At 71.2% G+C, this 25,350-nt stretch carries 23 protein-coding genes and 2 pseudogenes; 12 read left to right on the top strand and 13 right to left on the bottom strand.

What is annotated here, in order from left to right:
• Window positions 1-24: 24 nt before the first annotated feature.
• A complete protein-coding gene (locus ACMTAK_RS35470) occupies window positions 25-579 on the bottom strand; it encodes a Uma2 family endonuclease (RefSeq protein ID WP_413809952.1) in 555 nt (184 codons plus the stop codon).
• Window positions 580-732: 153 nt separating this feature from the next.
• Here ACMTAK_RS35470 and ACMTAK_RS35465 point away from each other — a divergent pair, with 153 nt between their 5' ends.
• The gene (locus ACMTAK_RS35465) at window positions 733-1,530 is read left to right on the top strand and encodes a site-2 protease family protein (RefSeq protein ID WP_413809951.1); all 798 of its coding nucleotides are present in this window, start codon (window positions 733-735) and stop codon (window positions 1,528-1,530) included.
• Between the two features lie 175 nt (window positions 1,531-1,705).
• Here the strand turns inward: ACMTAK_RS35465 and ACMTAK_RS35460 are convergent, their stop codons facing one another.
• From ACMTAK_RS35460 to ACMTAK_RS35435, 6 genes are all read right to left on the bottom strand, one after another.
• Window positions 1,706-1,903, bottom strand: a complete 198-nt coding sequence (locus ACMTAK_RS35460; protein ID WP_413809950.1) for a hypothetical protein — start codon at window positions 1,901-1,903, stop codon at window positions 1,706-1,708.
• Between the two features lie 127 nt (window positions 1,904-2,030).
• A complete protein-coding gene (gene npdG / locus ACMTAK_RS35455) occupies window positions 2,031-2,768 on the bottom strand; it encodes an NADPH-dependent F420 reductase (protein ID WP_044582051.1) in 738 nt (245 codons plus the stop codon).
• Between the two features lie 47 nt (window positions 2,769-2,815).
• On the bottom strand, window positions 2,816-3,802 hold the full coding sequence (locus ACMTAK_RS35450; protein WP_413809949.1) for a carbohydrate ABC transporter permease: 987 nt from the start codon (window positions 3,800-3,802) through the stop codon (window positions 2,816-2,818).
• Window positions 3,799-4,731, bottom strand: coding sequence for a carbohydrate ABC transporter permease (locus ACMTAK_RS35445; RefSeq protein ID WP_262703317.1), 933 nt, complete (start codon window positions 4,729-4,731; stop codon window positions 3,799-3,801). The genes ACMTAK_RS35450 and ACMTAK_RS35445 overlap by 4 nt, the downstream gene beginning before the upstream one ends.
• Window positions 4,732-4,736: 5 nt before the next feature.
• Window positions 4,737-6,092, bottom strand: a complete 1,356-nt coding sequence (locus ACMTAK_RS35440) for an ABC transporter substrate-binding protein (protein ID WP_413809948.1) — start codon at window positions 6,090-6,092, stop codon at window positions 4,737-4,739.
• The gene (locus ACMTAK_RS35435; protein ID WP_413809947.1) at window positions 6,089-7,216 is read right to left on the bottom strand and encodes a sialidase family protein; all 1,128 of its coding nucleotides are present in this window, start codon (window positions 7,214-7,216) and stop codon (window positions 6,089-6,091) included. Before ACMTAK_RS35435 ends, ACMTAK_RS35440 begins: the two co-directional genes overlap by 4 nt.
• Window positions 7,217-7,477: 261 nt before the next feature.
• Between ACMTAK_RS35435 and ACMTAK_RS35430 the strand changes: the two genes are divergently transcribed.
• On the top strand, window positions 7,478-8,083 hold the full coding sequence (locus tag ACMTAK_RS35430) for a hypothetical protein (protein ID WP_413809946.1): 606 nt from the start codon (window positions 7,478-7,480) through the stop codon (window positions 8,081-8,083).
• Between the two features lie 490 nt (window positions 8,084-8,573).
• Here ACMTAK_RS35430 and ACMTAK_RS35425 read toward each other — a convergent pair whose 3' ends face one another.
• On the bottom strand, window positions 8,574-8,798 hold the full coding sequence (locus ACMTAK_RS35425; protein WP_413813095.1) for a hypothetical protein: 225 nt from the start codon (window positions 8,796-8,798) through the stop codon (window positions 8,574-8,576).
• A 72-nt stretch (window positions 8,799-8,870) separates the two neighbouring features.
• Between ACMTAK_RS35425 and map the strand changes: the two genes are divergently transcribed.
• Window positions 8,871-9,728, top strand: a complete 858-nt coding sequence (map, locus tag ACMTAK_RS35420; RefSeq protein ID WP_413809945.1) for a type I methionyl aminopeptidase — start codon at window positions 8,871-8,873, stop codon at window positions 9,726-9,728.
• A 57-nt stretch (window positions 9,729-9,785) separates the two neighbouring features.
• Here the strand turns inward: map and ACMTAK_RS35415 are convergent.
• Window positions 9,786-10,813: pseudogene (locus ACMTAK_RS35415) on the bottom strand (RNA-guided endonuclease InsQ/TnpB family protein).
• Window positions 10,814-10,838: 25 nt separating this feature from the next.
• Between ACMTAK_RS35415 and tnpA the strand changes: the two are divergent.
• The 6 genes and pseudogenes from tnpA (at window position 10,839) to ACMTAK_RS35385 (ending at window position 16,763) form a co-directional block, all read left to right on the top strand.
• Window positions 10,839-11,241 (top strand): annotated as a pseudogene (gene tnpA / locus ACMTAK_RS35410) (IS200/IS605 family transposase).
• A 254-nt stretch (window positions 11,242-11,495) separates the two neighbouring features.
• Window positions 11,496-12,140 (top strand): biliverdin-producing heme oxygenase, encoded by a 645-nt coding sequence (locus ACMTAK_RS35405; RefSeq protein ID WP_413809944.1) that lies wholly within the window; start codon window positions 11,496-11,498, stop codon window positions 12,138-12,140.
• Window positions 12,141-12,437: 297 nt separating this feature from the next.
• The gene (gene efeO, locus ACMTAK_RS35400) at window positions 12,438-13,571 is read left to right on the top strand and encodes an iron uptake system protein EfeO (RefSeq protein ID WP_413809943.1); all 1,134 of its coding nucleotides are present in this window, start codon (window positions 12,438-12,440) and stop codon (window positions 13,569-13,571) included.
• Between the two features lie 11 nt (window positions 13,572-13,582).
• Window positions 13,583-14,869, top strand: a complete 1,287-nt coding sequence (gene efeB, locus ACMTAK_RS35395; RefSeq protein WP_413809942.1) for an iron uptake transporter deferrochelatase/peroxidase subunit — start codon at window positions 13,583-13,585, stop codon at window positions 14,867-14,869.
• Between the two features lie 60 nt (window positions 14,870-14,929).
• Window positions 14,930-15,907: an iron uptake transporter permease EfeU gene (gene efeU / locus ACMTAK_RS35390; RefSeq protein ID WP_413809941.1), complete on the top strand. Its 978-nt coding sequence runs from the start codon at window positions 14,930-14,932 to the stop codon at window positions 15,905-15,907.
• Window positions 15,858-16,763 (top strand): SCO2278 family lipoprotein, encoded by a 906-nt coding sequence (locus tag ACMTAK_RS35385; protein ID WP_413809940.1) that lies wholly within the window; start codon window positions 15,858-15,860, stop codon window positions 16,761-16,763. The genes efeU and ACMTAK_RS35385 overlap by 50 nt, the downstream gene beginning before the upstream one ends.
• Before the next feature lie 115 nt (window positions 16,764-16,878).
• Here the strand turns inward: ACMTAK_RS35385 and ACMTAK_RS35380 are convergent, their stop codons facing one another.
• Window positions 16,879-17,610: a bifunctional DNA primase/polymerase gene (locus tag ACMTAK_RS35380; RefSeq protein ID WP_413809939.1), complete on the bottom strand. Its 732-nt coding sequence runs from the start codon at window positions 17,608-17,610 to the stop codon at window positions 16,879-16,881.
• A 170-nt stretch (window positions 17,611-17,780) separates the two neighbouring features.
• Between ACMTAK_RS35380 and ACMTAK_RS35375 the strand changes: the two genes are divergently transcribed.
• Together ACMTAK_RS35375 and ACMTAK_RS35370 are read left to right on the top strand one after the other, a co-directional pair.
• Window positions 17,781-18,689: a glycerophosphodiester phosphodiesterase gene (locus ACMTAK_RS35375; RefSeq protein WP_413809938.1), complete on the top strand. Its 909-nt coding sequence runs from the start codon at window positions 17,781-17,783 to the stop codon at window positions 18,687-18,689.
• A gap of 279 nt (window positions 18,690-18,968) precedes the next feature.
• On the top strand, window positions 18,969-19,997 hold the full coding sequence (locus ACMTAK_RS35370; protein WP_413809937.1) for a small ribosomal subunit Rsm22 family protein: 1,029 nt from the start codon (window positions 18,969-18,971) through the stop codon (window positions 19,995-19,997).
• 311 nt (window positions 19,998-20,308) lie between these two features.
• Here ACMTAK_RS35370 and ACMTAK_RS35365 read toward each other — a convergent pair whose 3' ends face one another.
• From ACMTAK_RS35365 to ACMTAK_RS35355, 3 genes are all read right to left on the bottom strand, one after another.
• Entirely contained in the window at window positions 20,309-21,667 is a 1,359-nt protein-coding gene (locus ACMTAK_RS35365; protein WP_413809936.1) for a cytochrome P450, read from the bottom strand.
• A 161-nt stretch (window positions 21,668-21,828) separates the two neighbouring features.
• A complete protein-coding gene (locus ACMTAK_RS35360) occupies window positions 21,829-22,833 on the bottom strand; it encodes a serine hydrolase domain-containing protein (RefSeq protein WP_413813093.1) in 1,005 nt (334 codons plus the stop codon).
• 59 nt (window positions 22,834-22,892) lie between these two features.
• On the bottom strand, window positions 22,893-24,224 hold the full coding sequence (locus ACMTAK_RS35355) for a multidrug effflux MFS transporter (RefSeq protein WP_413809935.1): 1,332 nt from the start codon (window positions 24,222-24,224) through the stop codon (window positions 22,893-22,895).
• An 84-nt stretch (window positions 24,225-24,308) separates the two neighbouring features.
• Here ACMTAK_RS35355 and ACMTAK_RS35350 point away from each other — a divergent pair, with 84 nt between their 5' ends.
• Window positions 24,309-25,331, top strand: coding sequence for a Gfo/Idh/MocA family protein (locus tag ACMTAK_RS35350; RefSeq protein WP_413809934.1), 1,023 nt, complete (start codon window positions 24,309-24,311; stop codon window positions 25,329-25,331).
• Window positions 25,332-25,350: the final 19 nt, after the last annotated feature.

Here is a 25,350-nt window from a genome sequence, read left to right as displayed (position 1 = left end):
GCCGCGCGTTGCGGGACATCCGCCTCAGGCTCGCACCACCCGCACGAACTCCGATGAGTCGAGGACCAGCGTCTGGTCATCCACCGGGATCTCGATCTTCTCGCCGAAGTCGCCGGTCACGGTGTGCCGGTAGCTCCCGTCCCGTGGGCGGGTCAGCAGCGTCCAGCGGCCGGTGAGCACATTGACGACGAGGTACGCCTCGATGCCGCGCAGTGCGTAGTGATCGGCCTTGGTGCTGTAGTCTCGCTCCTCGCTCTCCGGGGAGACGACCTCCACGACGAACCGGAGCAGGTCTTCCGGGAACTTGCTGGCACCCGGGGGGATCTTGTCACTCGGCACGGCCGACACGTCCGGTTCCGGGCTGTAGCCCTCCCGGGGCGGCACCACGCTGAACTCGCCCACCGCTGTCCAGCCCGGCAAACGCTCCTCGATCTGGAGTGCGATGCGCTGCTGGGTCTTCCAGTGCTCTTGGGTAATGGGTACCAACGTCAGTCCGTTCCTGGTCAGCCGCAGCCGCATGCTCCGGGGCAGCCGAATCTGCTCATGCAGTTCCACCGCCCGGTCCTCCATGATCGTCATGCTTCCTCCCTGGCCAGGTTGTTCTCAGACTAGCCGCTGGGCAGCCCTCCCGCGTGGCGCTGATCACGTCCGTTCCCTTTCGCCCGGAACTCCGCGCACACTGATCACCGTTCTTCCGTCAGTGCCCACCTTCCCGTACGGAGACCCCACCCGATGACCACCGCCATCAGCCGCCATGACCGGCGTATCAGCCCTGTCTTCCTCGGTCTGTTCGCGATCATGGTCGTGTCCGCGTGGGCCGTGTGGACGGAGTACTCCGCGAGCCCCGGCTTCGCGGTGTTCCTGTTCGTCGTCTCGGGCTGGATCGTCTCCCTCTGTCTGCATGAGTACGCCCATGCGCGCACCGCGCTGCACGGCGGGGATCTGACGATCGGCGCGAAGGGCTATCTGACCCTCAACCCGCTGAAGTACACCCATGTGGCGCTGAGCATCGTGCTGCCCGTGATCTTCGTGATCATGGGCGGGATCGGGCTGCCGGGCGGGGCGGTGTTCATCGAGCGGCACCGGATCCGGGGGCGCTGGAAGCACAGCCTGATCTCGGCCGCCGGACCGCTGACGAATGTGCTGTTCGCGGCCGCGCTGACCGCGCCGTTCTGGCTCGGTGCCACCGACCGGGTGCCGGAGCTCTTCCGCTTCGCGCTCGCCTTCCTGGCGCTGCTCCAGGTCACGGCGGCGATCCTGAACTTCCTGCCGGTGCCGGGCCTGGACGGGTACGGGGTGATCGAGCCGTGGCTGTCGTACCGCATCAGGCGCCAGGTCGAGCCGTACGCGCCGTTCGGGCTGCTCGCGGTCTTCGGGATCCTGTGGATACCCGAGGTCAACCAGGCGTTCTTCGACGCGATCGACGCGGTGATGCGGGCGCTGGGCGTATCGGAGTGGGACACCTACTGGGGGCAGGAGTTCTTCCGCTTCTGGCAGGGCGAGCCCGATATCGCCGGGTTCCGCTCCTAGGGGGCGCCTGCGGCGGGCTGTTCCCCTCCCCGCCCCTTCCCTCAACTGGGGCTCCGCCCCAGACCCGGAAGACCCGGGGCTCCGCCCCAGACCCCGGGTCCAGGGGCGGAGCCCCTGTCATGCGGCGGAGCCGCATATCGACGCGCCGGACACCCCTCAGCGGATCCCCCGGGCCTCAGCCCTCGGCGCTCGTGCTCTCGCGGTCGGCGCGGTCGGCGCGGGCCTTGCGGAGGTAGTACCAGGCCATGTTGGACGAGATTCCGGCGATCAGGATCCAGACGATGCCGAGCCAGCTCCCCCGCGCGAAGGACACGACGGCCGCGGCGATCGCGAGCACGCAGACGGCCAGGGTGCAGAGGGCGAGGCGGGGCATGGGGTCGGCTCCTGTCGGGGGGTGTGTCATTCCCCGCCATTGTCCCCCATGCGCCGCCGGAGGGGCCGGGCGCCCCGGGTGTGGGCAAGCCCGCGCCCCGCGTGTGGGCAAGCCCGCGGGGCCGCCCTCAGACGTCCGTGACGCGCAGGCCCGCGTGGGCCTTGTAGCGGCGGTTGACCGAGATCAGATTGGCCACCAGGGACTCCACCTGGTGGGCGTTGCGCAGCCGGCCCGCGAAGACCCCGCGCATGCCCGGGATGCGGGCCGCAAGCGCCTGGACCACGTCGGTGTCGGCGCGCGACTCGCCCAGGACCATCACATCGGTGTCGATCTGCTCGACCTCCGGATCCTGGAGCAGCACGGCCGAGAGGTGGTGGAAGGCCGCGGTGACGCGGGAGTCCGGCAGCAGGGCGGCGGCCTGCTCGGCGGCGCTGCCCTCCTCCGGCCGCAGCGCGTACGCGCCCTTCTTGTCGAAGCCCAGCGGGTTGACGCAGTCGATCACCAGCTTGCCGCCGAGTTCCTCGCGCAGCCCCTCCAGCGTCTTGGCGTGGCCGTCCCACGGGACCGCGACGATCACGATGTCGCTGCGGCGCGAGCACTCCGCGTTGTCCGCGCCCTCGATGCCGAGCTCCGCGCCGCCCAGCTCCCGCGCCGCGGTCTGCGCGCGCTCGGCGGCGCGCGAGCCGATGATCACCTTCTGACCGGCCCTGGCCAGCCGGTAGGCGAGACCGCGGCCCTGGTCGCCGGTGCCGCCGAGGACACCGACGGTCAGGCCGGACACATCGGGGAGGTCCCAGGGGTCCTTGGCGGGGGCCTTCTTCGCGGGGGCGTCGGACGCGGAGTTCGTGGCATCAGGAGTTGTCATGACAGTGATCCTGTCACGCACCGCGACCACCTTCACGGTGACGTCTCTTACGCTTTGACACTCCCCTCCGTCAGCCCTGTGCGCCAGTACCGCTGGAGTACGCCCATCAGCACCATCAGCGGCAGCACGGACAGGAACGCCCCGCCGACCGTGTACTGGTACAGCTCCGGCTGCCGGTCCGCGTACCCCTGCCAGGACGTCAGACCGAGCTGGATCGGATAGAGGTCGGAGTCGGAGAGCATGACCAGCGGCAGAAAGAAGTTGTTCCAGATGTGTACGAACTGGAACAGGAAGACGGTCACCAGCGCCGGGGTCATCAGCCGCAGCCCCAGTGTGGAGAAGATCCGGGCCTCCCCCGCGCCGTCGATCCGCGCCGCCTCCAGAAGGGAGTCCGGCACGGCGGCGGCCGCGTAGATCCGGCACAGATAGACCCCGAACGGACTGACCACGCTCGGGATCAGCACGGCCCAGTAGGTGTTGGCCAGGCCGATCTCGCTGAAGAGCAGATACAGCGGGAGGGCGAGCGCCGTGCCCGGGATCAGCACTCCGGCCAGGATGACGTTGAAGATGCCCTCCCGGCCGGGGAAGCGGTACTTGGCCAGGGCGTAGCCGGCCGCGGCCGACAGCAGGGTGGCGGCGAGCGCGCCGACGCCCGCGTACATCAGGCTGTTGGCGAACCACCGGACGTAGACGCCGTCGTCGTAGGTGAGCACCCGGTGCAGATAGTCCAGCGGGTGCGGGTCGTGGAACCAGAAGCCGAAGGTGCCGAAGAGGTCGCTGCTGGACTTGGTGGAGGAGACCACGAGCCAGTAGACGGGGGTCAGGAAGTAGAGGGCGGCGACGGTGAGCAGCGAGGCGGTGATGATGCGGTGCCGCAAGGGGGGTTCAAGACCCTCCCGGCCCTTCGCCGCGCGGCGGCGGCCCGCACCGGGCCGGTCGCCGGGCGCCTCGGGCCCCCCGCGCGCGGCCCCGTCCGTGGGCCCGCCGGGCTCGCCGACGACCACGCCGCCGGTCAGGTCGTTCGCCTCGCTCATCCGCTCTCGCCGTCCTTCCCCCGCTGTCCGACGAGTCTCAGGAAGCCGAAGGACAGCACGCAGGCGACGAGGGCGAGCAGCACCGCCTCGGCCGCCGCGATGTGCTGGTTGTTGCTGGTGAACGCCTCGTTGTAGGCGGCCAGATTGGGGGTGTAGCCGGAGTCGATGGAGTTGCTCAGCGGTTTGAGCACCTTCGGCTCGGCGAAGAGCTGGAGGGTGCCGATGAGGCTGAAGACGGTGGTGAGCACGAGCGCGGGCCGGATCAGCGGGAGCTTGATGTGCCGGGCCACCTGCCAGGCGCTCGCCCCGTCGATCCGCGCCGCCTCGTACAGCTCGCCGGGGACGGCCTTCAGCTGGGCGATCAGTACCAGCATGTTGTAGCCGGTGAACTGCCAGGTGACGATGTTGGCGATCGACCACAGGACCGCCCCGCGGCCCAGGAAGTCCACGTTCCAGCCCACCGAATCGGCCATCTCCACCAGCGGGCTGATCCCGGGGACATAGAGGAAGCCCCACAGGATCGAGGCGATCACACCGGGCACCCCGTACGGCAGGAAGAAGGCGGTCCGGAAGAAGCCCACCCAGCGCGCGGACGCCGCGTCCAGCAGCAGCGCCAGCCCGGTGGCGAAGGCGATCATCACCGGGATCTGGACGGCGCCGAAGAGCAGCACCCGCCCGAAGCCCGCCGTGAACCGGTCGTCCTCCAGGGCGTGGGCGTAGTTGGACAGCCCCGCCCACACCTGCTTGGTCTCCCCGCCGAGGCCGAGCGGCCCGGTGCGCTCGACCTTCAGCAGGCTCTCGTAGAGGGCGTACGCGATCGGGGCGATGAAGCACAGCAGGAAGAGCGCGAGGAAGGGCAGCAGAAACCCGGAAGCCGCCCGGGCGCCGCGTGCCTCGGTCCTGGTGAGGCGGCGGGGGGCTCCTCTCATCCGCCTCACCCGGCCTTCACCTGGAGGCCCTTTTCCTTCAGATCGGTGATCGTCTGGCCCTGCACCTTCTTCAGCACGGAGCGGAAGTCGGACCCGTCCCCGATGGCCGCCGTGAAGGCGTCGCCGAGCCGCTGGTAGAGGGTGTCCGTGGCGGGGCCCCACTTCCAGCTGGTGTCCACGCCCTTGCTCGCCTCGTCGAAGACCTCGCTGTACTCCTGGCCGCCGAAGAAGTCCTTGTGCACATCGAGTTGGGAGGTGGTGTAGCCCTGCTTGGCGCCCGGGGTGCCATAGCCGTTCTCGATCAGGAGCTTGATCGACTCGGGGTCGGTGTTGAGCCAGATCGCGAAGGCCAGCGCGTCCTTGGGGTACTTGCTCTTGGCGAAGACCGCGGTGGTGGAGCCGCCCCAGTTGGCGTAGGCGGCGTCGCCCTTCTTCCACTGCGGCATGGGCACCACGCGCCATTTGCCCGCGGTCTTGGGGGCGTTGCCGACCAGCAGGGCATCGCCCCAGCTGGCGCCGAGCCAGGAGGCCATGTCGCCGGTCTGGACGTCCTTGTACCAGGCGTTCTGCCGGTCCGGGATGGTCTTGATGAGCTTCCGGCGGACCAGCCCGTACCAGTAGTCGGCGACCTTACGGGTGGGCTCGTCGTCGATGGATACGGTCCAGGTGTCGCCCTCGGTGCCGAACCAGCGCGCCCCGGCCTGCCAGGCGAGCCCCGCGAAGCGGTTGCCGTTGGTGGCCGAGAAGGTCTCGATCCAGGCGCCCTTCTTACGGATCGCGGTGGCCGCCGCCTCGTACTCGTCCCAGGTGGCGGGCGGCTCTATGCCCCACCTCTCGAAGAGGTCCTGACGGATGAACAGGCCCATCGGACCGGACGCCTGCGGTACGGCGTAGACGGCCTTGCCGAAGACGGACTGCTGCCACTGCCAGCCGATGAACTTGTCCTTGTGGTCGGCGACCCCGTACTTGGTCAGGTCCAGCAGCCCGTTGTCGATGAGGAAGCTGGGCACGACCGGGTACTCGATCTGGCCGAGGTCCGGCGGATTGCCCGCCTTGATGGCGGCGTGCATCTTGGCGTACTGGGCGCCGTCGACGGCCGAGACCTTCTCGACCTTGACCCGCACCTCCGGGTTCCTGCTGTTCCACAGGGCGACGGGCTTGTCGATGCCCGGCACCCAGGACCAGAAGGTCAGGGTGATCTTCTCGCCCTTCTTGCGGCCCTTGGGCTCATCACCCCCGTCATCGTCCGAACCGCAGCCCGCGAGGGCGAACCCGGCGGCCGCGGCGGCCGCGCCGCCGAGGACGGCGCGGCGCGGCGTGCCGTGCGTCCGGGTGTTCCGGTTTCTTGCGGTGTCGCTCATACCAGCTCCTCCGTCGGAATGCGCCGGAATGTGATGGTCGAGTAGGCGCTGAAGTCGCCGGTCTCGTAGAGCAGTCCGACCGTGGCGTCGTCGAGCCGGACCAGATCCGAGTATGCGGCGGGCAGGCCGTTCACGGTGTGGCTCGGCCGCCAGGTGACGCCGCCGTCAAAGCTGGTGCGGACGGTCATCAGCGCCCGGTACGCGGGGTCGGCGGGGCCGGAGAAGAGCAGCGCGTCCGGCTCGCCGAGGTGCAGCACGCTGCACTCCACGACGGGGGCGACCAGACCGGCCTGCGGCCGGAAGGGGAGGTCCAGGGTGGCGCCGCCGTCGCCGGAGTGGGCGTCGGCGCGGGTGCCGGGCGCGGTGGCGTCGGTACGGGTGTTGAAGTAGACCCGGCCATCCGGGAGTTGGGCGGCGGTGGTCTCGTTGACGTTGACATAGCCGTCGGGGTTGTCGTCCACGTACCCGATCCGCCAGGTGGCGCCGTCGTCGTCACTGAGCAGGTCGTGCCCGCCGTTGTACCGGCCCTCGGTGCCGTCGTCGCCGGGGACGGTCGGCGGCAGGGAGTGATTGCCGGGGATGACGATCCGGCCCGCGTGGGGGCCGTACCGCAGCTGGAGGGCGTGGCCGGGGGTGGTGGCGTACCAGCGCCATTCGGGCCGCTTGGTGCTCGCGGTGATCTCGCGGGACCCGCTCCAGCTCGCGCCGTCGTCATCGCTGTACGTCAGCCACACCCGCCGCCCGTCGGCCGCGCTCACCTCGCCGCGCCGGATCCGGTCCTCGGTCGCGGAGGCGGCGCTGCGGACGTGCACCAGCAGGACGCGGCCGTCGTTCGGGCCGCCGTCGAGGACGACGGGGGCGGGGTTGCCCGCCGTTCCGTCGCCGTTGCGGGCCACGACCTGTAAGGCGCCCCAGGTCCGTCCGCCGTCGGCCGACCGCTTGAGCACGAGGTCGATATGGCCGTCGTCGGCGGAGGAGTCCACCCGGCCCTCGGCGAACGCGAGGACGGTGCCGTCGTGGGTCAGCACGACTGCCGGGATCCGGTAGCTCGCATAGCCCTCGGCCCCCGCCCGGAACGGAACGGACACCTCGTACGAGCGTGCCGCCCCCGTGTCGACTGTCACCAGACCTCCCGATGCCCCGTCGCAATCGAGTGCCGAGTCAGATAAATGGGACGTAGGACGTCCCTTGTGTGCGGCGACCTTAGGGTTTGCCTTACAGAGCGTCAAGAGACGGCGCATGAACAGTTGGAGACGCGGACGCGGTGCGCGTGGGCACCGGACACGGAACGGGCTGACGGCATGCCCACCGCATATGCCCCGAACGGGTGAGCCGGGTCCGAATCGCGCCCGTCCGGGCGCGGGTCCGGGCAGGATCCGGATGCCATGGACGCCGTAAGGGTCGCGCTGCTGCGCGAAGTCCTCGCCGGAACGGAATGGCTCCAGGCCACCCGCCGCTTCGCGGGCTCGCTACGGGCCTCGGTCGGACCGCGCGCGGGCGGGCTGCTGCTGGTCGGCAGCGAGGCCTACGAACCGTGGCACCTGGCCGCGCACCTCGACGACGAGGCGGCCTGGTCCGGGCTGCCCGAGCTGTCCCCCACCCTCGTCCGCCACCGGGTGCCGGATGGCACCGCCGTCCCCGCGCACCTGGCGGTCGGGCTGGGGCGGCTGGAGCGGGCGGGCCGCGGGGAGACCCTGCTGGTGGTCGCGCCGGGCGACCCCGGGTCCGGGCTGCTGGAACGGGTCAACGACGCCCGCCGGGGCGGGGCCACCGTGCTCGCCCTCGACGGCGGCGCCGCCGAGCTGCACGCCCTGGCCCATGACGCCCTCTCCGCCCCCGAGAGCGGCGAACTCGACCTCGACACCCTCCAGCACCTGGTCAGCGCGGCCGCCGGCGAAAACAGCCTGCCGCGTCCCGGCCGCCGCCGCTTCCAGGACCGGCTGGCCCGGCTGGCCGAACACTTGGCGGCGCCGCCACCGGCGCATTGGTGAGGGGCGTACGGACTGCGGCCCACGGGCCGCAATTCGGTTGGGTGGGCGTACGGGGCCTCGGTGTGGTCCGGCGGGCCGGCCTGTGTGGCGTCGGTCGGCCCGCTGGCCCTGGCGCTGCCCCGGGCACACCCGCCAGGCGCGCGAGGCGCGCGAGCTCCGCCCCGCCGCCGGCTGATCGTCAGGCGCCGTGCGCCCGACACCCGGGATAGCTCACGGCGCCCGGGAAGCCTCGGCCCGCCGCCGGTGGCTCGCACTCTCGCGCGGTCTCCATCGCGCGGGCAGCCTTCTCCGGCGAGGCGTACGGGCCGAGGCGGTCGGCGGCCCGGTCTCCGGACACGGCCGCTGCCCCCGGCGCCCCGCACCCGGAGAAGCTCTCCGCACCCGGAAGCACCCGGCACCCGGGGGCGCTCTCCGCACCCGGAGAAGTTCCCGCACCCGGTAAGGCTCACGGCACCGGGGGAAGGCCCCGCCCGCCCCCAGGGCGGCGGCCTCAGTCCGTCGCCGGGGGCTCGTCGTCGCGCCAGCGCGGGTCGTTCCGCCACTCCTCGTTGCGTTCGCGCGAGGTCTCCATCGCGCGGGCGGCCTCCTCCGGCGAGGCGTACGGGCCGAGGCGGTCGGCGGCGCGGCACTCCGGGCCCGCCTCGACCTTCTGGTGCTTGATGCAGTAGTACCACTCGCCGGGCCTGCCGGCGGTACCTCTCCTGAACAGCGCCATCCCGGCCCCGACCTTCCGCTCGTACTCCCTTGCGGCCATGCTGCCCCATGCGCCGCCGATACACTCGCTGATATGTCTGGCCAGTCGCTTCTAGTCCCGGGGACGCTCTCCCCCACCCGCACCGTGCCCGCCTCGATCCCGCGTCCGGAGTACGTCGGGAAGGAGGGCCCCACTCGTTACGACGGGCCCGAGGTCCAGGACGCCGAGACGATCGAGCGCATGCGGATCGCCGGGCGGATCGCCGCGCGGGCGATGGAGGAGGCCGCCAAGCTGATCGCGCCGGGGGTCACCACGGACGAGCTGGACCGGGTGGCCCATGAGTACATGTGCGACCACGGCGCGTACCCCTCGACGCTGGGCTACCGCGGATTCCCCAAGTCGCTGTGCAGCTCGGTCAACGAGGTCATCTGCCACGGCATCCCCGACACCACCGTCCTCAAGGACGGCGACATCGTGAACCTCGACGTCACCGCCTACATCGGCGGGGTGCACGGGGACAACAACGCCACCTACCTGTGCGGCGAGGTGGACGAGGAGTCGCGGCTGCTCGTCGAGCGCACCCGTGAGTCGCTCAACCGCGCGATCAAGGCCGTCAAGCCGGGCCGCCGGATCAACATCATCGGGCGGGTCATCGAGTCGTACGCCAAGCGCTTCGGCTACGGCGTGGTCCGCGACTTCACCGGCCACGGGATCAACACCTCGTTCCACTCCGGCCTGATCGTGCCGCACTACGACAGCCCGCACCACACCACCGAGATCAAGCCGGGGATGACCTTCACCATCGAGCCGATGCTGACGCTCGGCACCCATGAGTACGACATGTGGGAGGACGGCTGGACCGTGGTCACCAAGGACCGCAAGCGGACGGCGCAGTTCGAGCACACTCTGGTGGTGACCGAGACCGGGGCGGAGATCCTCACTCTGCCTTGACTTGCTCCTCGGACTGAAGTCCGAGGATTCTGGCCTTCCCTCCCGAAGCCTGTGCCGCTACGCGGCACAGGCTTCGGGAGGGAATCCGTGGCTTCCTGCTTCGTTGCGCTGTGCCAGAACGGGTTCTGGTCTTATCAGCGCTCCACAGGCCGATACCGCCAGTCCGGCGGCCTTTTTCACGTTGCGTGCGGAGTTGATGTCCCGGTCGAGGAGGGCTCCGCAAGCGGGGCAGGTCCATTCCCGGATATGGAGGGGTTTGGGTCCGTCCACGTGGCCGCAGTACGAGCAGGTCTGACTGGTCGGTCACGGCGCGCGTCGGCGACGCGGGCATGCGCGCGGGCGACCTTCAGGCGGGCCTTCTGCCGGTTCCTGGATCCCTTCTGTTTGCGGGACAGCTCCCGCTGGGCCTTCTTCAGCTTCTTCTCCGCGCGGCGTAGAAATCGCGGAGAGTCGATTTTCGTGCCGTCGTCGAGGATCGCGAAGTGCGTCAGCCCCAGGTCGATGCCGACGGTCCGATCGCTGTCGGGCATCCGGGCGGCGTCGGCAGCTGGGTCGGTGTCGATGACGAAGGAGGCGAAGTACCTTCCGGCCGCGTCCTTGATCACGGTGACGGAGGTGGGGGTGGTGGGCAGGGTGCGCGACCACTTCACCTTGACGGCCCCGATCTTCGGCAGGCTCAGTCGTCCGCTGCCGGTTACCGACCAGCGGGCGTTGGCGGTGAACCGGATCGACTGCCGGGCATCCTTGCGGGACTTGACCCTCGGCGCCCCCAGTTTGGGTCCCTTGCGCTCGCCCTTGAGGGAGGCGAAGAAGTTCTTGTAGGCCGTCTCAGCGTCGCGCAGGGACTGCTGGAGCACGACTGCGGAGACCTCACCCAGCCAGGAGCGGGCCTTGGCCTGTTTGGCCTGGGTGATCAGGCGCGTGGACAGCTCCCCGGCTTTCGGGAACGGGCCTCCCGCCGCTCTGGCGTCCTCGCGGGCGCGCACGGCGTCGTTGAAGACGACGCGGGCGCACCCGAATGCCCGTGCCAACGCGCCGCGTTGGGCGTGATTCGGGTACAGGCGAAAGCTGTACCGAAGCCGCATGAGAGCCACCGTACGCACTTGAGCTATGGGAGAGATACAGGAGATCAGAACTGGTCAGCACTGTACTTTCGTGACGCACGTGCACTTGGCCTTTGGCAAAGTTCCGGCACAACGTGTTCACGGACTTCACCTGGTGCGAATGGAGGAGATCACGCGGTCGGCCTGCGCGGACTTCGAGTACGAACTGGCGGAGTTCAACGCCATGTTCCGCTGTGGGTGAACTTCCCGCCCAAGGTCGCTGCCACCAAGCTCGCCAACTCTCTCAGGGCCCCTCCTCACGCCGCCTGCGCCAGGCATTCCCAGACCTGGTACGCCACTGCTGGCGGGTCAACAAACCATGGCCAGGCTCCTACTTCGCCGGGACCGGCGGCGGCGCCCCGCTCTCCGTGGTCAGGCAGTACATCGAGCAACAGAACCGGCCGGTGTGAGCCCCTGCCCGGCTCCGCCGGAACCAGATGCGGCAACACTCCGCGTCGCCACCCTCAGATTCGCATCACCACCGGGCTTCAAGCCCGATGCACCGCGAATGGATCCCGGTAGCCGACAGCCGAACGGACGCGTGTGACGGTAGCCGGTCTTTCAGCGGTTGTTTTACCGACAGCTTGTCGGGAAAGCATTGACGTAGACGATGGCCTCTACTTAGGTAAGGCTCACCTACATACCTCGGCCCCGGAGGTCCACCGTGGAGTTCTCCGCCCAGATCCGCACCGCCTCACGGGAAGCGCACTCGGACGTCGGGAGCTCGTCGTTCATGAGCGATCTGCTCGGTGGACGGCTGGGGGTGGCGGCCTACCGCCGCTACTCCGAGCAGCTGTGGTTCGTCTACCGCGCCCTGGAGTCTCCGGCCGACGCGCTCGCGGCGGACCCCGTGGCGGGCCCTTTCCTCCGGCCGGAGCTGGCCCGTCTGGCCGAGCTGGAGCGCGACCTGGCCCACTTCGGCGGCCCCGACTGGCGCAGCGGCCTCACCGCGCTGCCCGCCACGGCGGCGTACGCGGCGCGGGTCACGGAGTGCGCCCGCGACTGGCCCGCGGGCTATGTCGCCCACCACTACACCCGCTATATGGGCGACCTGTCCGGCGGCCAGATCGTCCGGGACACGGCGGAGAAGACCTGGGGCTTCGACCGCAAGGGCGACGGGGTGCGGTTCTACGTCTTCGAGTCGATAGCCAACCCCGCCGCGTTCAAGCGGGAGTACCGCGCGCTGCTGGACGCGCTGCCGGTGGACGATCTGGAGAAGCAGCGCGTCGTGGAGGAGTGCAAGCGCGCCTACGCGCTGAACGCGGGGATCTTCCGGGAGCTGGCCGAGGAGTTCCGGATCAGCGCCTGAGCGGGGCGCCCACGCCAACGGCCGCCGAGGCCGTGCCCAAGCCCGCGCCCACGAGAGCGCGACCCCACGAAAGCGCCTCGCCCGTAACGGCGCCGCGCCCATAAGAGGCGTGCGTCACTCTTCCCGGACTGCGAACCGCATCAAATCAGCCACCTTGGCCAAATCTTTGCCATCCGCAGGGCACTCCTTGACCTTACACAGGATCCACACAGGCAAGGCTCAGTTAAGTTAGGGCAGCCTTATCCGCCGCCGTACGTCCGTCCTGCCCCGCCTGTCCCGATTCCGTCTGGAGCCCGTATGCGAGCCGCTCGCACCTCCGTTGTCGCCGCGATATCGGCACTGACGACGATCACCGCCGTCGCCGGATGCGCCCAGAAGTCCGACGCCAAGGACTCGGACGCCATCCAGGTCACCGCCTCCGACAGCGCGTGCGAGGTCTCCAAGACCTCCTTCCCCGCCGGGCATGTGAAGCTCGCGGTGGAGAACAAGGGCTCCAAGGTCACCGAGGTCTATGTCTACGCCCCGGGCGACCGGATCGTCACCGAGCGGGAGAACATCGGCCCCGGCACCCGCGCCTCGATCAACGCCGAGGTCAAGGCCGGTTCGTACGAGATCGCCTGCAAGCCCGGGATGAAGGGTCACGGCATCCGCCAGAAGGTGTCCGCGACCGGCGAGGGCAAGCTGCCCCAGCGCGATCCGCGGCTGGACAAGGCGGTGGCCGCGTACCGGACGTACGCCCAGAAGCAGGCCGATGACACGCTGCCCGCGGTCCAGAAGTTCGCCGACGCGGTCAAGAAGGACGACCTCGAGGGCGCCAAGAAGCTCTACGCCCCCTCGCGCGTCGGCTGGGAGCGCACCGAGCCGGTCGCCGAGTCCTTCGGCGATATCGACCCCAAGGTGGACGTGCGCGAGGACGGCCTGGAGAAGGGCCAGAAGTGGACCGGCTGGCACCGGCTGGAGAAGTCACTGTGGCAGACCAAGAAGATCACCGCGGCCGACCATGACCTCGCCGACCAGCTCATCAAGGATCTGAAGGACTGGCAGAAGCGCGTCGGCACCGCCGACATCACCCCCACCGGCATGGCCAACGGCGCCAAGGAGCTGCTGGACGAGGTGCAGACCGGCAAGGTCACCGGTGAGGAGGAGCGCTACAGCCACACCGACCTGGTGGACTTCAAGGCCAACGTCGAGGGCGCCGAGACCTCGTACAAGCTGCTCAAGCCGGTGGCGGCCGGACACGATCCGGAGCTGGCCAAGGAGCTCGACAATCAGTTCGCGGCCGTCACGAAGCTGCTGGACCGGTACCGCGAGGGCGATGGCTTCGTGTCGTACGACACCGTCTCGGAATCCCAGCGCAAGAAGCTGTCCGACGCGGTCAACGCGCTCGCCGAGCCGCTCTCCCGGCTCGCCGCGGCCGTCGTCGCCAAGTGAGGGGGCCGGGCATGACCGACGAGACCGGTACGGCTCCCTCGCGCGAGACCGGTACGGCTGCTCCCTCGCGCCGGGCGCTGATCGGCTGGGGCGGCGCCGGGCTCGCGCTCGGCGCCGCGGCCGCCGGGGGCGCGGCGGCCGCGCTCGGCGGCGACGCGGACGACACCCGGGCGGTCGCGGACAGCGGCGCCGCGGTGCCCTTCCACGGGGCGCACCAGGCGGGGATCGCCACCGCGGTGCAGGACCGGCTGCACTTCGCGGCGTTCGACATCACCACCGACGACCGCGCCGAGCTGATCGCGCTGCTGAAGGAGTGGACGAAGGCGGCGGCCCGGATGACCCAGGGGCACCCGGTCGGCGGCGGCGCGGTGAGCGATCTGGCGGAGGCCCCGCCGGACGACACCGGCGAGGCACTGGGCCTCAAGGCGTCCCGGCTCACCCTCACCATCGGCTTCGGGCCCACGCTGTTCACGGACAAGAAGGGCAAGGACCGCTTCGGCATCGCCGACCGCCGCCCCGAGGCGCTGATCGACCTGCCCGCCTTCCCCGGCGACAACCTCGACCCGGCGCGCAGCGACGGCGATCTGTGTGTGCAGGCGTGCGCGGACGATCCGCAGGTGGCCGTGCACGCCATCCGCAACCTGGCCCGGATCGGCATGGGCAAGGTGGCCATCCGCTGGTCGCAGCTGGGCTTCGGCAAGACGTCCTCGACCACGCCGGACGCGCAGACCCCGCGCAACATGATGGGCTTCAAGGACGGCACCCGGAACATCGCGGGCACCGACACCGCCGCCCTGGACAAGCATGTGTGGGTGAGCCGGAAGGCGGGCCCGGCGTGGCTGGCCGGCGGCTCGTATCTGGTGGCCCGCCGCATCCGGATGCACATCGAGACCTGGGACCGCACCTCGCTCAAGGAGCAGGAGGACGTCTTCGGCCGGGACAAGGGCGAGGGCGCGCCGCAGGGCAGGCAGCGCGAGCACGACGAGCCCAACCTGAAGGCGATGCTGCCGGACGCGCATGTCCGGCTGGCGCATCCGGACTCCAACGGCGGGGCCCGGATCCTGCGCCGCGGCTACTCCTTCACCGATGGCACGGACGGTCTGGGACGGCTCGACGCGGGGCTGTTCTTCCTCGCCTACCAGCACGACGTACGGGACGGGTTCGTGCCCGTACAGCGGCGGCTGGCGCGGACCGACGCGCTCAACGAGTACATCCAGCACGTGGGTTCGGCGCTCTTCGCCATCCCGCCGGGCGTCCGGGACGCGGACGACTGGTGGGGCAGGGCGCTGTTCTCCTGACGGACCCTGCCAGGAACCCTCGACCTCCTCCAGGAACCCTCGACAAGGAAGGCGAACCTCGTGTTCGGCAATTACCTGATCGGTCTGCGCGAAGGGCTCGAAGCCAGCCTGGTGGTCTGCATCCTGGTCGCCTATCTGGTCAAGACCGAGCGCCGGGAAGCACTGCGCCCGGTGTGGCTCGGGATCGCCGTCGCGGTTGCCTTGAGCATGTCCTTCGGCGCGGCGCTGGAGTTCGGCTCGCAGGAGCTGACCTTCGAGGCGCAGGAGGCGCTGGGCGGTTCGCTGTCGATCGTGTCGGTGGGCCTGGTTACGTGGATGGTGTTCTGGATGCGGCGCACCGCCCGCCATCTGAGGTCCGAGCTGCACAGCAAGCTGGACGCGGCGCTCGCGATGGGCACCGGGGCGCTGGTGGCCACGGCCTTCCTCGCGGTCGGCCGGGAGGGCCTGGAGACCGCGCTGTTCGTGTGGACGGCGGTGCGGGCGAGCAACGACGGTACGGCGGACCCGCTGATCGGCGTGGTCCTTGGCCTGGTCACCGCGGTGGTGCTGGGCTGGCTGTTCTACCGGGGCGCGCTGCGGATCAACCTGGCGAGGTTCTTCACCTGGACCGGTGCGATGCTGGTCGTGGTGGCGGCGGGGGTGCTCGCGTACGGCTTCCACGACCTCCAGGAGGCCGACTGGCTGCCCGGGCTGCACTCGCTGGCCTTCGACATCAGCTCCACCATCGCGCCGGACTCCTGGTACGGCACGGTGCTGAAGGGCGTCTTCAACTTCCAGCCGGACCCGACCTGGCTCCAGGTGTGGATGTGGGCGCTCTACCTGGTCCCCACGCTCGCGCTGTTCCTCCGCCCCGGTAGGGTGTCGCCGTCCACAGCAGCCCCCACGAATCGGGAGCCGGAGCCCCATGACACGCAGGTCGCCCCGTCGGCAGCTGGCAGTTCCGACCGCAGCGGTGGTACTGACGCTGGGGATGACGCTCACGGGGTGCATGACGGTGCACGGCGAGCGGGAGAACATTCCGTCGGTGGACAAGGCTGAGGCGCCCAAGGCGCTCGAGCGGTTCACCGACACATACAACAAGGCGTACCGGGAGCTGGATCCGGCGCTGGCGAGCCAGGTGGAGACGGGCCCGCTGGAGGCCATCACCACGGCCGACCTCAAGGCCCAGCACGCGAGCTCGCCCGACGGCAACCCCAAGTACCCGTCGCTGGAGCTGTCCGACGTCACCTACCGCATCCCCAAGCAGGTGGGCTGGCCGAAGTTCTTCGTCGCGGACACCGACAGCAACCGCGACGACAACCGCTGGCTGTTCGTCTTCACCCGTGGCGGTGCCGATGAGCCGTGGAAGGCCGCGTATCTGTCGATCCTCAGCCAGGACGAGGTCCCGGACTTCGCGACCGACAAGGACGGCTGGGCCAAGCCGGTCCGGGCCGCCGGGCCGGCCCCGAGGCTGGCCACCCGGCCGGACAAGCTGAGCGCGGAGTACGCCGACTACCTGATGACGGGCAAGGGTTCGGTCTTCGCCGACGGCCAGTCCACGTCGGGGCTGCGGGACACCCGGAAGAAGTACCTGCGCACGCCGAAGTTCTGGACCGAGTACATCGACAGTCCGGCGCAGGGCGCAGGGGACGCCCCGGTGGGGCTGCGCACCTCGGACGGCGGGGCGATCGTGTTCTTCACCTCGCACCACCGGCAGAAGCAGACCATGGCGAAGGGGTTCCGGCCCAACCCGGATCCGCAGATCAAGGCGCTGATGACGGGGGAGGCGAAGAAGGCGGTGACGCTGACCCGCATCGCGGAGTCGGCGGTACGGGTCCCGGCGAAGGACGCGGCGGACCCGAAGGTGGTCTTCCTGAACCGCCTGGAGGGCGTAACGGCGGCGAAGGGCGAATAGGCCCGTAGGGTTTCGTTGTCGGGTGCGGGCCGGTGGGTGGGTGTGCCCACCCGTCCCTCCCCCAGCTACCGCTGGGAGGTGCCCCCTCCGCGGAACGATTGCCCACACCCCTGCCCTACCGCCCCATGGGCCAAGCGGCTGTCTCCCGATCCTCGCCCGCGAAGCGGGCACACGCATCGGTGAGCGCCTCCAGCAAGGTCAGCGGATCCGGCAGCGCCCGCTCCGGCCCGAGCACCCACCCCACATGCCCGTCCCCCGGCAACCTCGCGGGCGGCACCAGCACATAGCTCCCCCGGCAGTGCCACCGCAGCCCCGGATGCTCATCCATCGTCTCCGGATGGCAGTCCAGCTCACAGGGCCACCACTCGTCCTCGTCGTCGGGCGTACCCCGCGTGGCCGTGAAGAAGAGCATCCGGCCCTGCTGGAGATCGCCGCTGCTCGTGGCCACGGGCCCGACCTCGACGTCGGCCTCCCCCAGCCGCTCCAGGGCCAGCCGCCCCGCGTCCGCGGGCACGTCGAGCACATCGTGAACGATGCCGGTGGCGGTGATGAAGTTGGCCCGCGGATCGGCGCGCAGCCACTGCGCGACCTTGTCCGGGTCCGTCGTCGCCTGGGTCTGCCAGGCGAACGAGACGGGGTGGCGGGCCGGGGTGGGACAGCCGATGCGGTCACAGGAACAGCCGTAACCGGAGGGGTACGCGGCCGGCGCGAGCGGGAACCCCGCCGCCGCGGCGGCCATGAGCAGATCCTCGCGGACGCCCCCGGCGCCCGCTCCCGTGCCCTGGTCGCCGCCCGCTCCGCTCCTCGGCCGACGCAGCCACTGGGAGAACCTGCCCTTGCGTTCCATCTATCGCCTCGCTTCACCGCCGGCACCCGGCGGTACCGCCGGTACCCGGTCAATGCTGCCACCATCCTGCTCCGGAAGTGGCCGGTGTCCGCATCCGGGGTGGGTGAGAGCACCCCGACCGGGTGTCGATATCAGGGCATAACGGATGCCACGCCCCTAGCGTTCCATTTATGATCAGCAGGCATCTTCTGACCGCCGTCGTGGTGCTCGGCCTGTCCATACCGGCGGCCGTCGCGGCCCACCCCACCGCCCGTCCGTCCGTACGACGCCTCATACCCCCGGCCGCCGAACCGGCGCGCTCCGGCCTCCGGCCCGCGCTCACGACGCCGTCGTCCCGTAAGCCGGCCGTCGTCTACACCGCGCACCGCGGCGGCGCCCTGGAAGTGCCCGAGAACAGCATGTCCGGGCTGGCCAGCGCCTTCAGCAGGCATGACGTCCAGGTACTGGACTTCGACAGCCGCATGCTGGCGGACGGCACGCTCGTGGTGATGCACGACGCCACGCTGGACCGCACCACCGACCGGACCGGGCCCGTGCGGGCCCTGACCACCGCCCAGTGGCGCGACGTCCGGCTGCGCCCCGACCCCTCCCTGCGCGGCACCTGGCGGCCCGAGCGGCCGCCGACCGTCGCCGAGGTACTGGACCGGTTCGGCGGCCGGATCACCTTGATGGTGGAGGCCAAGGACCCGGAGAGCCTGCCGCGGCTGGCGAAGATGATCCGCGACCGGGGGCTGATCCACTCCGTCTACGTCAACAGCAACCGCCCCGAGGTGGCCCGCGAGGCCCACCGCAAGGGGCTGCTGACCCAGCTGTGGCGGTCCGCCCGGCAGATGCGCACCGACACCCCGCGCGACTGGCGCGGAGCCGTCGATCTGCTGGACGTCGACTACCGGGCGCGCGATGAGGACGTACGGCGGGCCGTCGCCTCCGGGATACCTCGGGTATGGGCGCACACCGTGGACACCCCGGCGCAGCGGGACCGGATGCTGCGGCTGGGCTGCGACGGCATCATCACGGACGCGCCGCGACGACTGATCTCCACGCCCGTACGAACGCCGCGGGCGCCCAGCGGCGGATGAGCGGCAGTCGGCGGTGGGCGTCGGCCACACCCAGGCCGCCGCCGGTGTCGCCCGGGCCGACCAGCAGGGCCCGGCGGTGGGCACGCGGACCGACCAGCGGCCCCGGGCTGGGCGGTGGCCCGGCCCCCGGTCCGCGCGGCGGGGGCGGCCCTGGGGGAGCGGACCGGGCGGGAGGTACCCGGCTCGGGCCGGGAGGGCGCCGCCCAGGGCAGCGCGGCCCCCGCGAGAGGCCCGGCCCAGGCGCCGAAGGCGCCCCCTCCCGCCGGTAGAATCCCCCGAATGCACGCCCCCGACGCCGCCCCCACCGACGAGACGCCCCACACCGCGCTCGCCGGACTCCTCGACGGTCTGCCGCCCCGCCAGGCGGCCCAGGCGGTCGACCGGCTGATCGGCCACTACCGGGGGCGCACCCCGACCGACGCGCCCGTGCTGCGCGACCGCTCCGACGTCGCCGCCTACGCCGCGTACCGGATGCCCGCGACCTTCGAGGCCGTGCGCGCCGCCCTCGACGCCTTCCGCGCCCGTACCCCCGACTGGGCCCCGGCCGCGCACATCGACATCGGCGGCGGTACGGGCGCGGCCAGTTGGGCGGTGGCCGCCGCCTGGCCGCGGGCCGGGCACACCACCACGGTCCTGGACTGGGCCGAACCCGCGCTGGCCCTCGGCCGTGAACTGGCCCGGCAGGCGCCCTCCGAGGCGCTGCGCACCGCCCGGTGGCAGCGCCGGGCCATCGGCGACGGCCTCGCGCTGCCGGACGGGACGGACCTGGTCACCGTCAGCTACGTACTGGGCGAGCTGACCGGGACCGACCGGCACGCCGTCGTGGCCGAGGCGGCGCGCGCGGCGCAGGCCGTGGTGCTGGTCGAACCGGGCACCCCGGACGGCTATCTGCGGATCCGCGAGGCCCGGGACCGGCTGCTGGCGGCCGGGCTGCGGATCGTCGCCCCCTGCCCGCACGGCGCGTCCTGCCCGATCGAGCCCGGCGCCGACTGGTGCCACTTCGCCACCCGGGTCCGCCGCTCCTCCCTCCACCGGCGGGTCAAGGGCGGTTCGCTGCCGTACGAGGACGAGAAGTTCAGCTATGTCGCGGCCGTACGGTTCGACCCGGCACCCGCCGGGGCGCGGGTGGTGCGCCGTCCGCAGATCCGCAAGGGCCAGGTGCTGCTGGACCTGTGCGCGCCCGAGGAGGGGCTGCGGCGCGCCACGGTGACCAAGCGTCAGGGGCCGCTGTACCGGGCCGCCCGCGATGTGTCCTGGGGCGATGTCTGGCCACCCGAGGAGGAACCACCCCGCCGGGCGCTCCGCTAAGAGCTCCGCCGGACCGTGACGCCTGCGGCGGGCTGCCCCTCCGCGCCCCTTCCCGGAACCGGGGCTCCGCCCCAGACGCCGGGGTCCGGGGGCGAAGCCCCTGGTACCGCTGGAAGCCCCGACCTGCCGTCGATCGTCCGCGGCGCCGTCGTGGCTGGTCGCGCAGTTCCCCGCGCCCCTTCACCCCGCCCCTTCCCGCAGCATCGATATGCGGCTCCGCTGCTGCCCCGGGGTCTGGGGCAGAGCCTCAGGTTCGGGAAGGGGCGGGGAGGGGAAACAGCCCGCCGCAGGCGATCACGAGCCGAAGCCCCCTAGCCCGGGGCCGGGGCGGGGGTGAAGGTGACCGGGAGGGAGACCAGGCAGCGGTACCAGAGGGAGTCCATCCACTGGAGCTCACCGGGCTCGACCGCCAGCTCCAGGTCCGGCACCCGGTCGAGCAGCACCTCGATCGCCGTCTCCGAGATGATCTTGCCGAGGTCGGGCGCATGCGCCGGGCATCCGTAGTCGCCACCGGAGAAGGACACATACGCGTTGTTCCCGGCGTAGCCCACCGTGGAGTCGGGCCACAGCAGCGGGTCCGCGTTGGCGGCGGCGAAGCCGAGGACGAGGAGGTCGCCGGCGCGGATGCGCTGGCCGCCGAGCGTGGTGTCCCGGGTGGCGAAGCGGCCGATGACGTTCTGGAGCGGGGAGTCCGCCCACAGCACCTCGTTCATGGCCTCGCCGATGCTGCGGCGGTTGCCCGCGAGGGTCATGGTGAACCGGTCGTCGGTGAGCATCAGCCGGACGGTGTTGCCGATCCAGTAGGACGTGGCGGGCATGCCCGCGGCGATCATCACCATCAGGTCCCCGACGAGTTGCTCGTCGGTGAGGTCCGGGGAGTTGGCGATGTACCGGGAGGTGACGTCCGGGCCCGGCTCCTCGCGCTTGGCCGCCACCAGCCGCTGTACCACCTCGGCGGCCCGCTGCTGGGCCGCCATGGATTCGTCGTTGGAGAGCAGCGAGACGGTCACCGCCTCCGCCATGTACTCCAGCTGGTCCTCGGGCAGGCCGTACATCGTGCCCATGGCGAGGGCGGGCACCGAATAGACGTAGTCGAAGACCAGGTCCGCCTTGCCGCTGCCGACGAACTTGTCGATCAGCGAGTCGGCGAAGCGCTCGCAGTGCCGGCGCAGTTCGAAGGGGTCGACGGAGGCGAGGGCGTCGCTGACGGCCGCCGAGCGCCGCCGGTGCTCGTCCCCCTCCGTAAAGTGGATCATGGGGCTGTGGGCCACCCAGGGCATGAGGGGCCAGTCGGAAGGCACCTCGTCCCAGCGGTTCCAGCGGCGTGAGTCGCGGCCGTAGGTCTGGACGTCGGTGACGACCTGGCGTATCTCGCGATAGCCGAGGACGAGCCAGGCGGGGACGTCGGACTCCAGCAGGACCGGGGCGACCTGTCCGTGGTCGCGCCGCATCCGCTCATAGCTCTCGGCCGGATTCCGCAGGTACCGCTCCCCGTACAGCAGTGCGGGGCCGGTGTGGGAGGGGTCGGCGTGGGCGGGGCAGCCGGGGGGCGGCACCGCCGGGCCCGGGTCGCGGGGCGCGGCCTCCGCGCCCGGCGGTTCCGGAGGGGCCGGAGGGGCCGGAGGGGCCGGAGGGGCCGGAGAGTCCTGCGGGTCCTGGAGGTTCGTCACAGCGGTCTTCCTCGTGGCGGTGGAGCAGCGCGGCCGTCCGGGGGTACACGGCAGTTGCACAGGCTAACCAAGCGAACGGATCAGGCCAACTGTCCAGACATCACCGGCTGGTGAGACCAGGTCAGCCAGAGCAGGTCAGCCAAGGGCACGGGTCGGCGCCGTCAGCCCAGGGCGCGGGCCAGCGCCGTGGCCGCCGCCGCGCGGGGCGCGCTGTCGCCGGGGCGACGGCGCGGATGCACGGTGGTGGCGAGCAGCACCAGATAGGCCCCGCGGGCCCGGTCCACCACCAGGCTGGTCCCGGTGAACCCGGTGTGCCCCGCGGCGCCCCGTCCCGCCAACTCGCCCATGAACCACGGCTGGTCGACCTCGAAGCCCAGCCCAGGCGCGGTCAGCATCAGCTCGGTGGACTCCGGCGACAGCACGGGCCCGCCCCCGGCCAGCAGCGCCCGGCACAGCACGGCCAGGTCCCCGGCCGTCGAGAAGAGCCCGGCGTGCCCCGCGACCCCGCCCAGCGCCCAGGCGTTCTCGTCGTGCACCACGCCCCGCAGCATCCCCCGGTCCAGCTTGCCCCAGGGCCGTCGCTGGTCCTCGGTGGCCGCGATCCGGGGGAGCCAGGAGGCGGGCGGGTTGAAGCGGGTGTCGGTCATGTCCAGCGGGCCGGTGACCGTCTCCTGGACGAGCCGGTCCAGCGGCTGCCCGGCCGACCGCTCCAGAACGCGCTGGAGCAGCAGGAAGTTGAGGTCGGAGTAGCGGCGAGCGGTGCCGGGCGGGGTGGTCGGCGGCTCGGCCGCGAGCCGGGCCAGCGCCCGCTCCCGCCCGTCCTCCTCGTACAGCGGCAGTTCGGGGATCAGCCCGGAGGTGTGGGTGAGCAGCTGCCGCACGGCGATGCCGTGCTCGGCGGCGGCCGTGCACTCCGGGGCGTACGCGGCCACCCGCCCGTCCAGCGAGATCAGCCCGCGCTCGACGGCCCGCAGCGCCACGATGGTGGTGAACAGCTTGGTGAGCGAGGCGAGGTCGAAGACGGTGTCGCGGCGCACCGGCGCCCACCGCTCGCGCGGCAGCTCCACGCCCCGGTCGGAGGTCTCGTCGTAGGCCGCGTGGCGCACCGCCCAGCCGAAACACTCCTCGGCCAGCGGGCCGGAGCCGGTCCCGGCCGCCAGCGCCACCCCGGAACACCAAGGGCGCTCCCCCTCGGGAAGCGCCCTGACGGTCTCCAGCAGCCGGGTCAGACCACGGTCACGCTGCGCTTCGTACGTCGCTGCCACGGACGGCAGAGTCCCATGAAGCAGGCCATCGCCGCGAGCGCGCAGCCCAGCTGGACGACGGCCATCGGCACCGCCGTGGTCTCGCCCGCGATCCCCACCAGCGGGGAGGCGACCGCGCCCAGCAGGAAGGTGGAGGTGCCCAGCAGCGCGGAGGCGGAACCGGCGGCGTGCGGGGTGCGCATCAGCGCCGAGGCATTGGTGTTCGGCATGGCCAGACCCATCGACGACATCAGCACGAACAGGCAGGCCGCGACCGGCCCCAGACCGGCCTTGCCGAAGACCCCGGCGGAAAGGATCAGCAGCGCGGTCGCCGCGAGGGCGATCAGCGTCAGCGCCACGGCCAGCACCTTGTCCATGTTGACGCGGCCGACGAGCACCCGGCCGTTGATCTGGCCCATGCCGATGAGGCCGATCGAGTTGAGGCCGAAGAGGAGGCTGAAGGTCTGCGGCGAGGCGCCGTAGATCTCCTGGACGACGAAGGACGAACCGGAGACATAGGCGAAGAGGGCGGCGAAGGCGAAGCCGCCCGCGAGCATGTATCCGGCGAAGACGCGGTCGGCGAGCAGCCCGCGCATCGTACGGAGCGTCTGGCCGAGCCCGCCGTCGTGGCGGCGCTCCGCGGGCAGGGTCTCGCCCAGGAAGCGCCAGACGACGAGGGTGAGCAGGGCGCCGATCACGGTGAGGACGACGAAGACGCCGCGCCAGTCGGTGAAGCGCAGGATCTGCCCGCCGATGACGGGCGCGGCGATGGGCGCGACGCCGGAGATCAGCATGAGGGTGGAGAAGAAGCGGGCCATCGCGATGCCGTCGTACAGGTCGCGGACGACGGCGCGGGCGATCACGATCCCGGCCGACCCCGCGAGCCCCTGGAGCAGCCGGAACCCGATCAGCAGCCCGGCGGTGGGCGCGAAGGCGCAGATGGCGGTGGCGATGACGTAGATCACCATGCCGATGAGGAGGGGACGGCGGCGGCCCCACTTGTCGCTCATCGGGCCGACGACGAGCTGGCCGAGCGCCATGCCCATCAGGCAGGCGGTGAGGGTGAGCTGGGCGGTGGCGGCGGAGCTGTGGAGCGCGTCGGTGACCTCCGGCAGGGCCGGGAGGTACATGTCCATCGAGAGGGCGGGGAGAGCGGTGAGCCCGCCGAGGACGAAGGTGACGAGGAGGCTCGTACGGCGCTGCGCGGTCAGCGGAGCGGTGACCTGGGGCGCGGCGGCGGAGAAGGGGGGAGAAGAGAGTTCGGGTCTGGGAGCCCGGGAGGGAGCGGCGGCCGTTTGGCCGGGCTGCTGCATGCTGACCTTCCATGAGTCGTTGAATCGTTGTCTATGCTCTCAGCTGAATTGGAGTGCTCACGACCGAATAAGCCAGAGGTGAGGATGTCCGGACCGAAGGCCGAGCCCGTGCGGTGGGGGATCCTGGCGACCGGCGGGATCGCCGCGTCGTTCACCACGGATCTGCTGGAGATGGCGGACGCGCAGGTCATGGCGGTGGGATCGCGCAGCCCGGAGTCGGCGAAGCGGTTCGCGGAGCGGTTCGGGATACCCCGCTCCTACGGCGGCTGGGAGGAGCTGGCCGCCGATGACGACATCGATGTGATCTATGTCGCCACCCCGCACTCGGCCCATCGGGCGGCGGCCGGGCTGTGTCTGGAGGCGGGGCGTGCGGTGCTGTGCGAGAAGCCGTTCACGCTCAATGTCCGCGAGGCCCAGGAGCTGGTGGACCTCGCCCGGACCCGGGGCCGCTTCCTGATGGAGGCGATGTGGACGTACTGCGATCCGGTCGTCCGCCGGATGACCGAGCTGATCCACGACGGCGCGATCGGCGAGGTCCGGGCGGTCCACGCGGACTTCGGGCTGCCCGGCCCGTATCCCCCGGACCACCGGCTGCGCGATCCGGCGCTGGGCGGTGGCGCCCTGCTGGACCTCGGCGTCTATCCGGTGTCCTTCGCCCAGCTGCTGCTCGGCGAGCCGGACGAGGTGCGGGCGGTGGGGCAGCTCTCCCCGGAGGGCGTGGATGTGAACACGGGCCTGGCGCTGGGCTGGGACGGCGGGGCGGTGGCGCTGCTGTCCTGCTCGATCACCGCCGATACGCCGATGACGGCGGCGGTGACGGGCACGGCGGGGCGGATCGAGTTCCCGCGCGGCTTCTTCCAGCCCGAGCGCTTCGTACTGCACCGGCCCGGCCGGGATCCGGAGGAGATCACGGCGGTGGACGGGATGCGCTCCTACCAGCGGGAGGCGGCGGAGGTGATGCGCGCGCTGCGCGCGGGCGAGACGGAGTCCCCGCTGGTGCCGCTGGACGGCACGCTGGCGGTGATGCGGACCCTCGACGCGGCGCGGAAGCGGCTGGGGGTGCGGTATCCGGGAGCGGACGCGGACACAAACGAGGACGAGGCATGAGCGGGGCGGGCCCGGCGCT

Origin of the sequence: Streptomyces lacaronensis (genome assembly GCF_047337785.1) — a bacterium.
Lineage (GTDB): Bacteria > Actinomycetota > Actinomycetes > Streptomycetales > Streptomycetaceae > Streptomyces > Streptomyces lycopersici.
The sequence above is the reverse complement of the archived record's forward strand: the minus strand, read 5'-3'. Positions and strand labels throughout refer to the sequence as shown.

Bases quoted from the DNA above. Each gene is read 5' to 3' on its own strand.
- ACMTAK_RS35375 (WP_413809938.1), top strand. From the start codon at position 17,781: ATGATCAGCAGGCATCTTCTGACCGCCGTCGTGGTGCTCGGCCTGTCC.
- npdG (WP_044582051.1), bottom strand. From the start codon at position 2,768: ATGACAACTCCTGATGCCACGAACTCCGCGTCCGACGCCCCCGCGAAG.
- ACMTAK_RS35450 (WP_413809949.1), bottom strand. From the start codon at position 3,802: ATGAGCGAGGCGAACGACCTGACCGGCGGCGTGGTCGTCGGCGAGCCC.
- ACMTAK_RS35445 (WP_262703317.1), bottom strand. From the start codon at position 4,731: ATGAGAGGAGCCCCCCGCCGCCTCACCAGGACCGAGGCACGCGGCGCC.
- efeB (WP_413809942.1), top strand. From the start codon at position 13,583: ATGACCGACGAGACCGGTACGGCTCCCTCGCGCGAGACCGGTACGGCT.
- ACMTAK_RS35440 (WP_413809948.1), bottom strand. From the start codon at position 6,092: ATGAGCGACACCGCAAGAAACCGGAACACCCGGACGCACGGCACGCCG.
- ACMTAK_RS35350 (WP_413809934.1), top strand. From the start codon at position 24,309: ATGTCCGGACCGAAGGCCGAGCCCGTGCGGTGGGGGATCCTGGCGACC.
- ACMTAK_RS35430 (WP_413809946.1), top strand. From the start codon at position 7,478: ATGGACGCCGTAAGGGTCGCGCTGCTGCGCGAAGTCCTCGCCGGAACG.
- efeO (WP_413809943.1), top strand. From the start codon at position 12,438: ATGCGAGCCGCTCGCACCTCCGTTGTCGCCGCGATATCGGCACTGACG.
- ACMTAK_RS35355 (WP_413809935.1), bottom strand. From the start codon at position 24,224: ATGCAGCAGCCCGGCCAAACGGCCGCCGCTCCCTCCCGGGCTCCCAGA.
- ACMTAK_RS35465 (WP_413809951.1), top strand. From the start codon at position 733: ATGACCACCGCCATCAGCCGCCATGACCGGCGTATCAGCCCTGTCTTC.
- map (WP_413809945.1), top strand. From the start codon at position 8,871: ATGTCTGGCCAGTCGCTTCTAGTCCCGGGGACGCTCTCCCCCACCCGC.
- ACMTAK_RS35425 (WP_413813095.1), bottom strand. From the start codon at position 8,798: ATGGCGCTGTTCAGGAGAGGTACCGCCGGCAGGCCCGGCGAGTGGTAC.
- ACMTAK_RS35460 (WP_413809950.1), bottom strand. From the start codon at position 1,903: ATGCCCCGCCTCGCCCTCTGCACCCTGGCCGTCTGCGTGCTCGCGATC.
- ACMTAK_RS35385 (WP_413809940.1), top strand. From the start codon at position 15,858: ATGACGGTGCACGGCGAGCGGGAGAACATTCCGTCGGTGGACAAGGCT.
- ACMTAK_RS35380 (WP_413809939.1), bottom strand. From the start codon at position 17,610: ATGGAACGCAAGGGCAGGTTCTCCCAGTGGCTGCGTCGGCCGAGGAGC.
- ACMTAK_RS35470 (WP_413809952.1), bottom strand. From the start codon at position 579: ATGACGATCATGGAGGACCGGGCGGTGGAACTGCATGAGCAGATTCGG.
- ACMTAK_RS35370 (WP_413809937.1), top strand. From the start codon at position 18,969: ATGCACGCCCCCGACGCCGCCCCCACCGACGAGACGCCCCACACCGCG.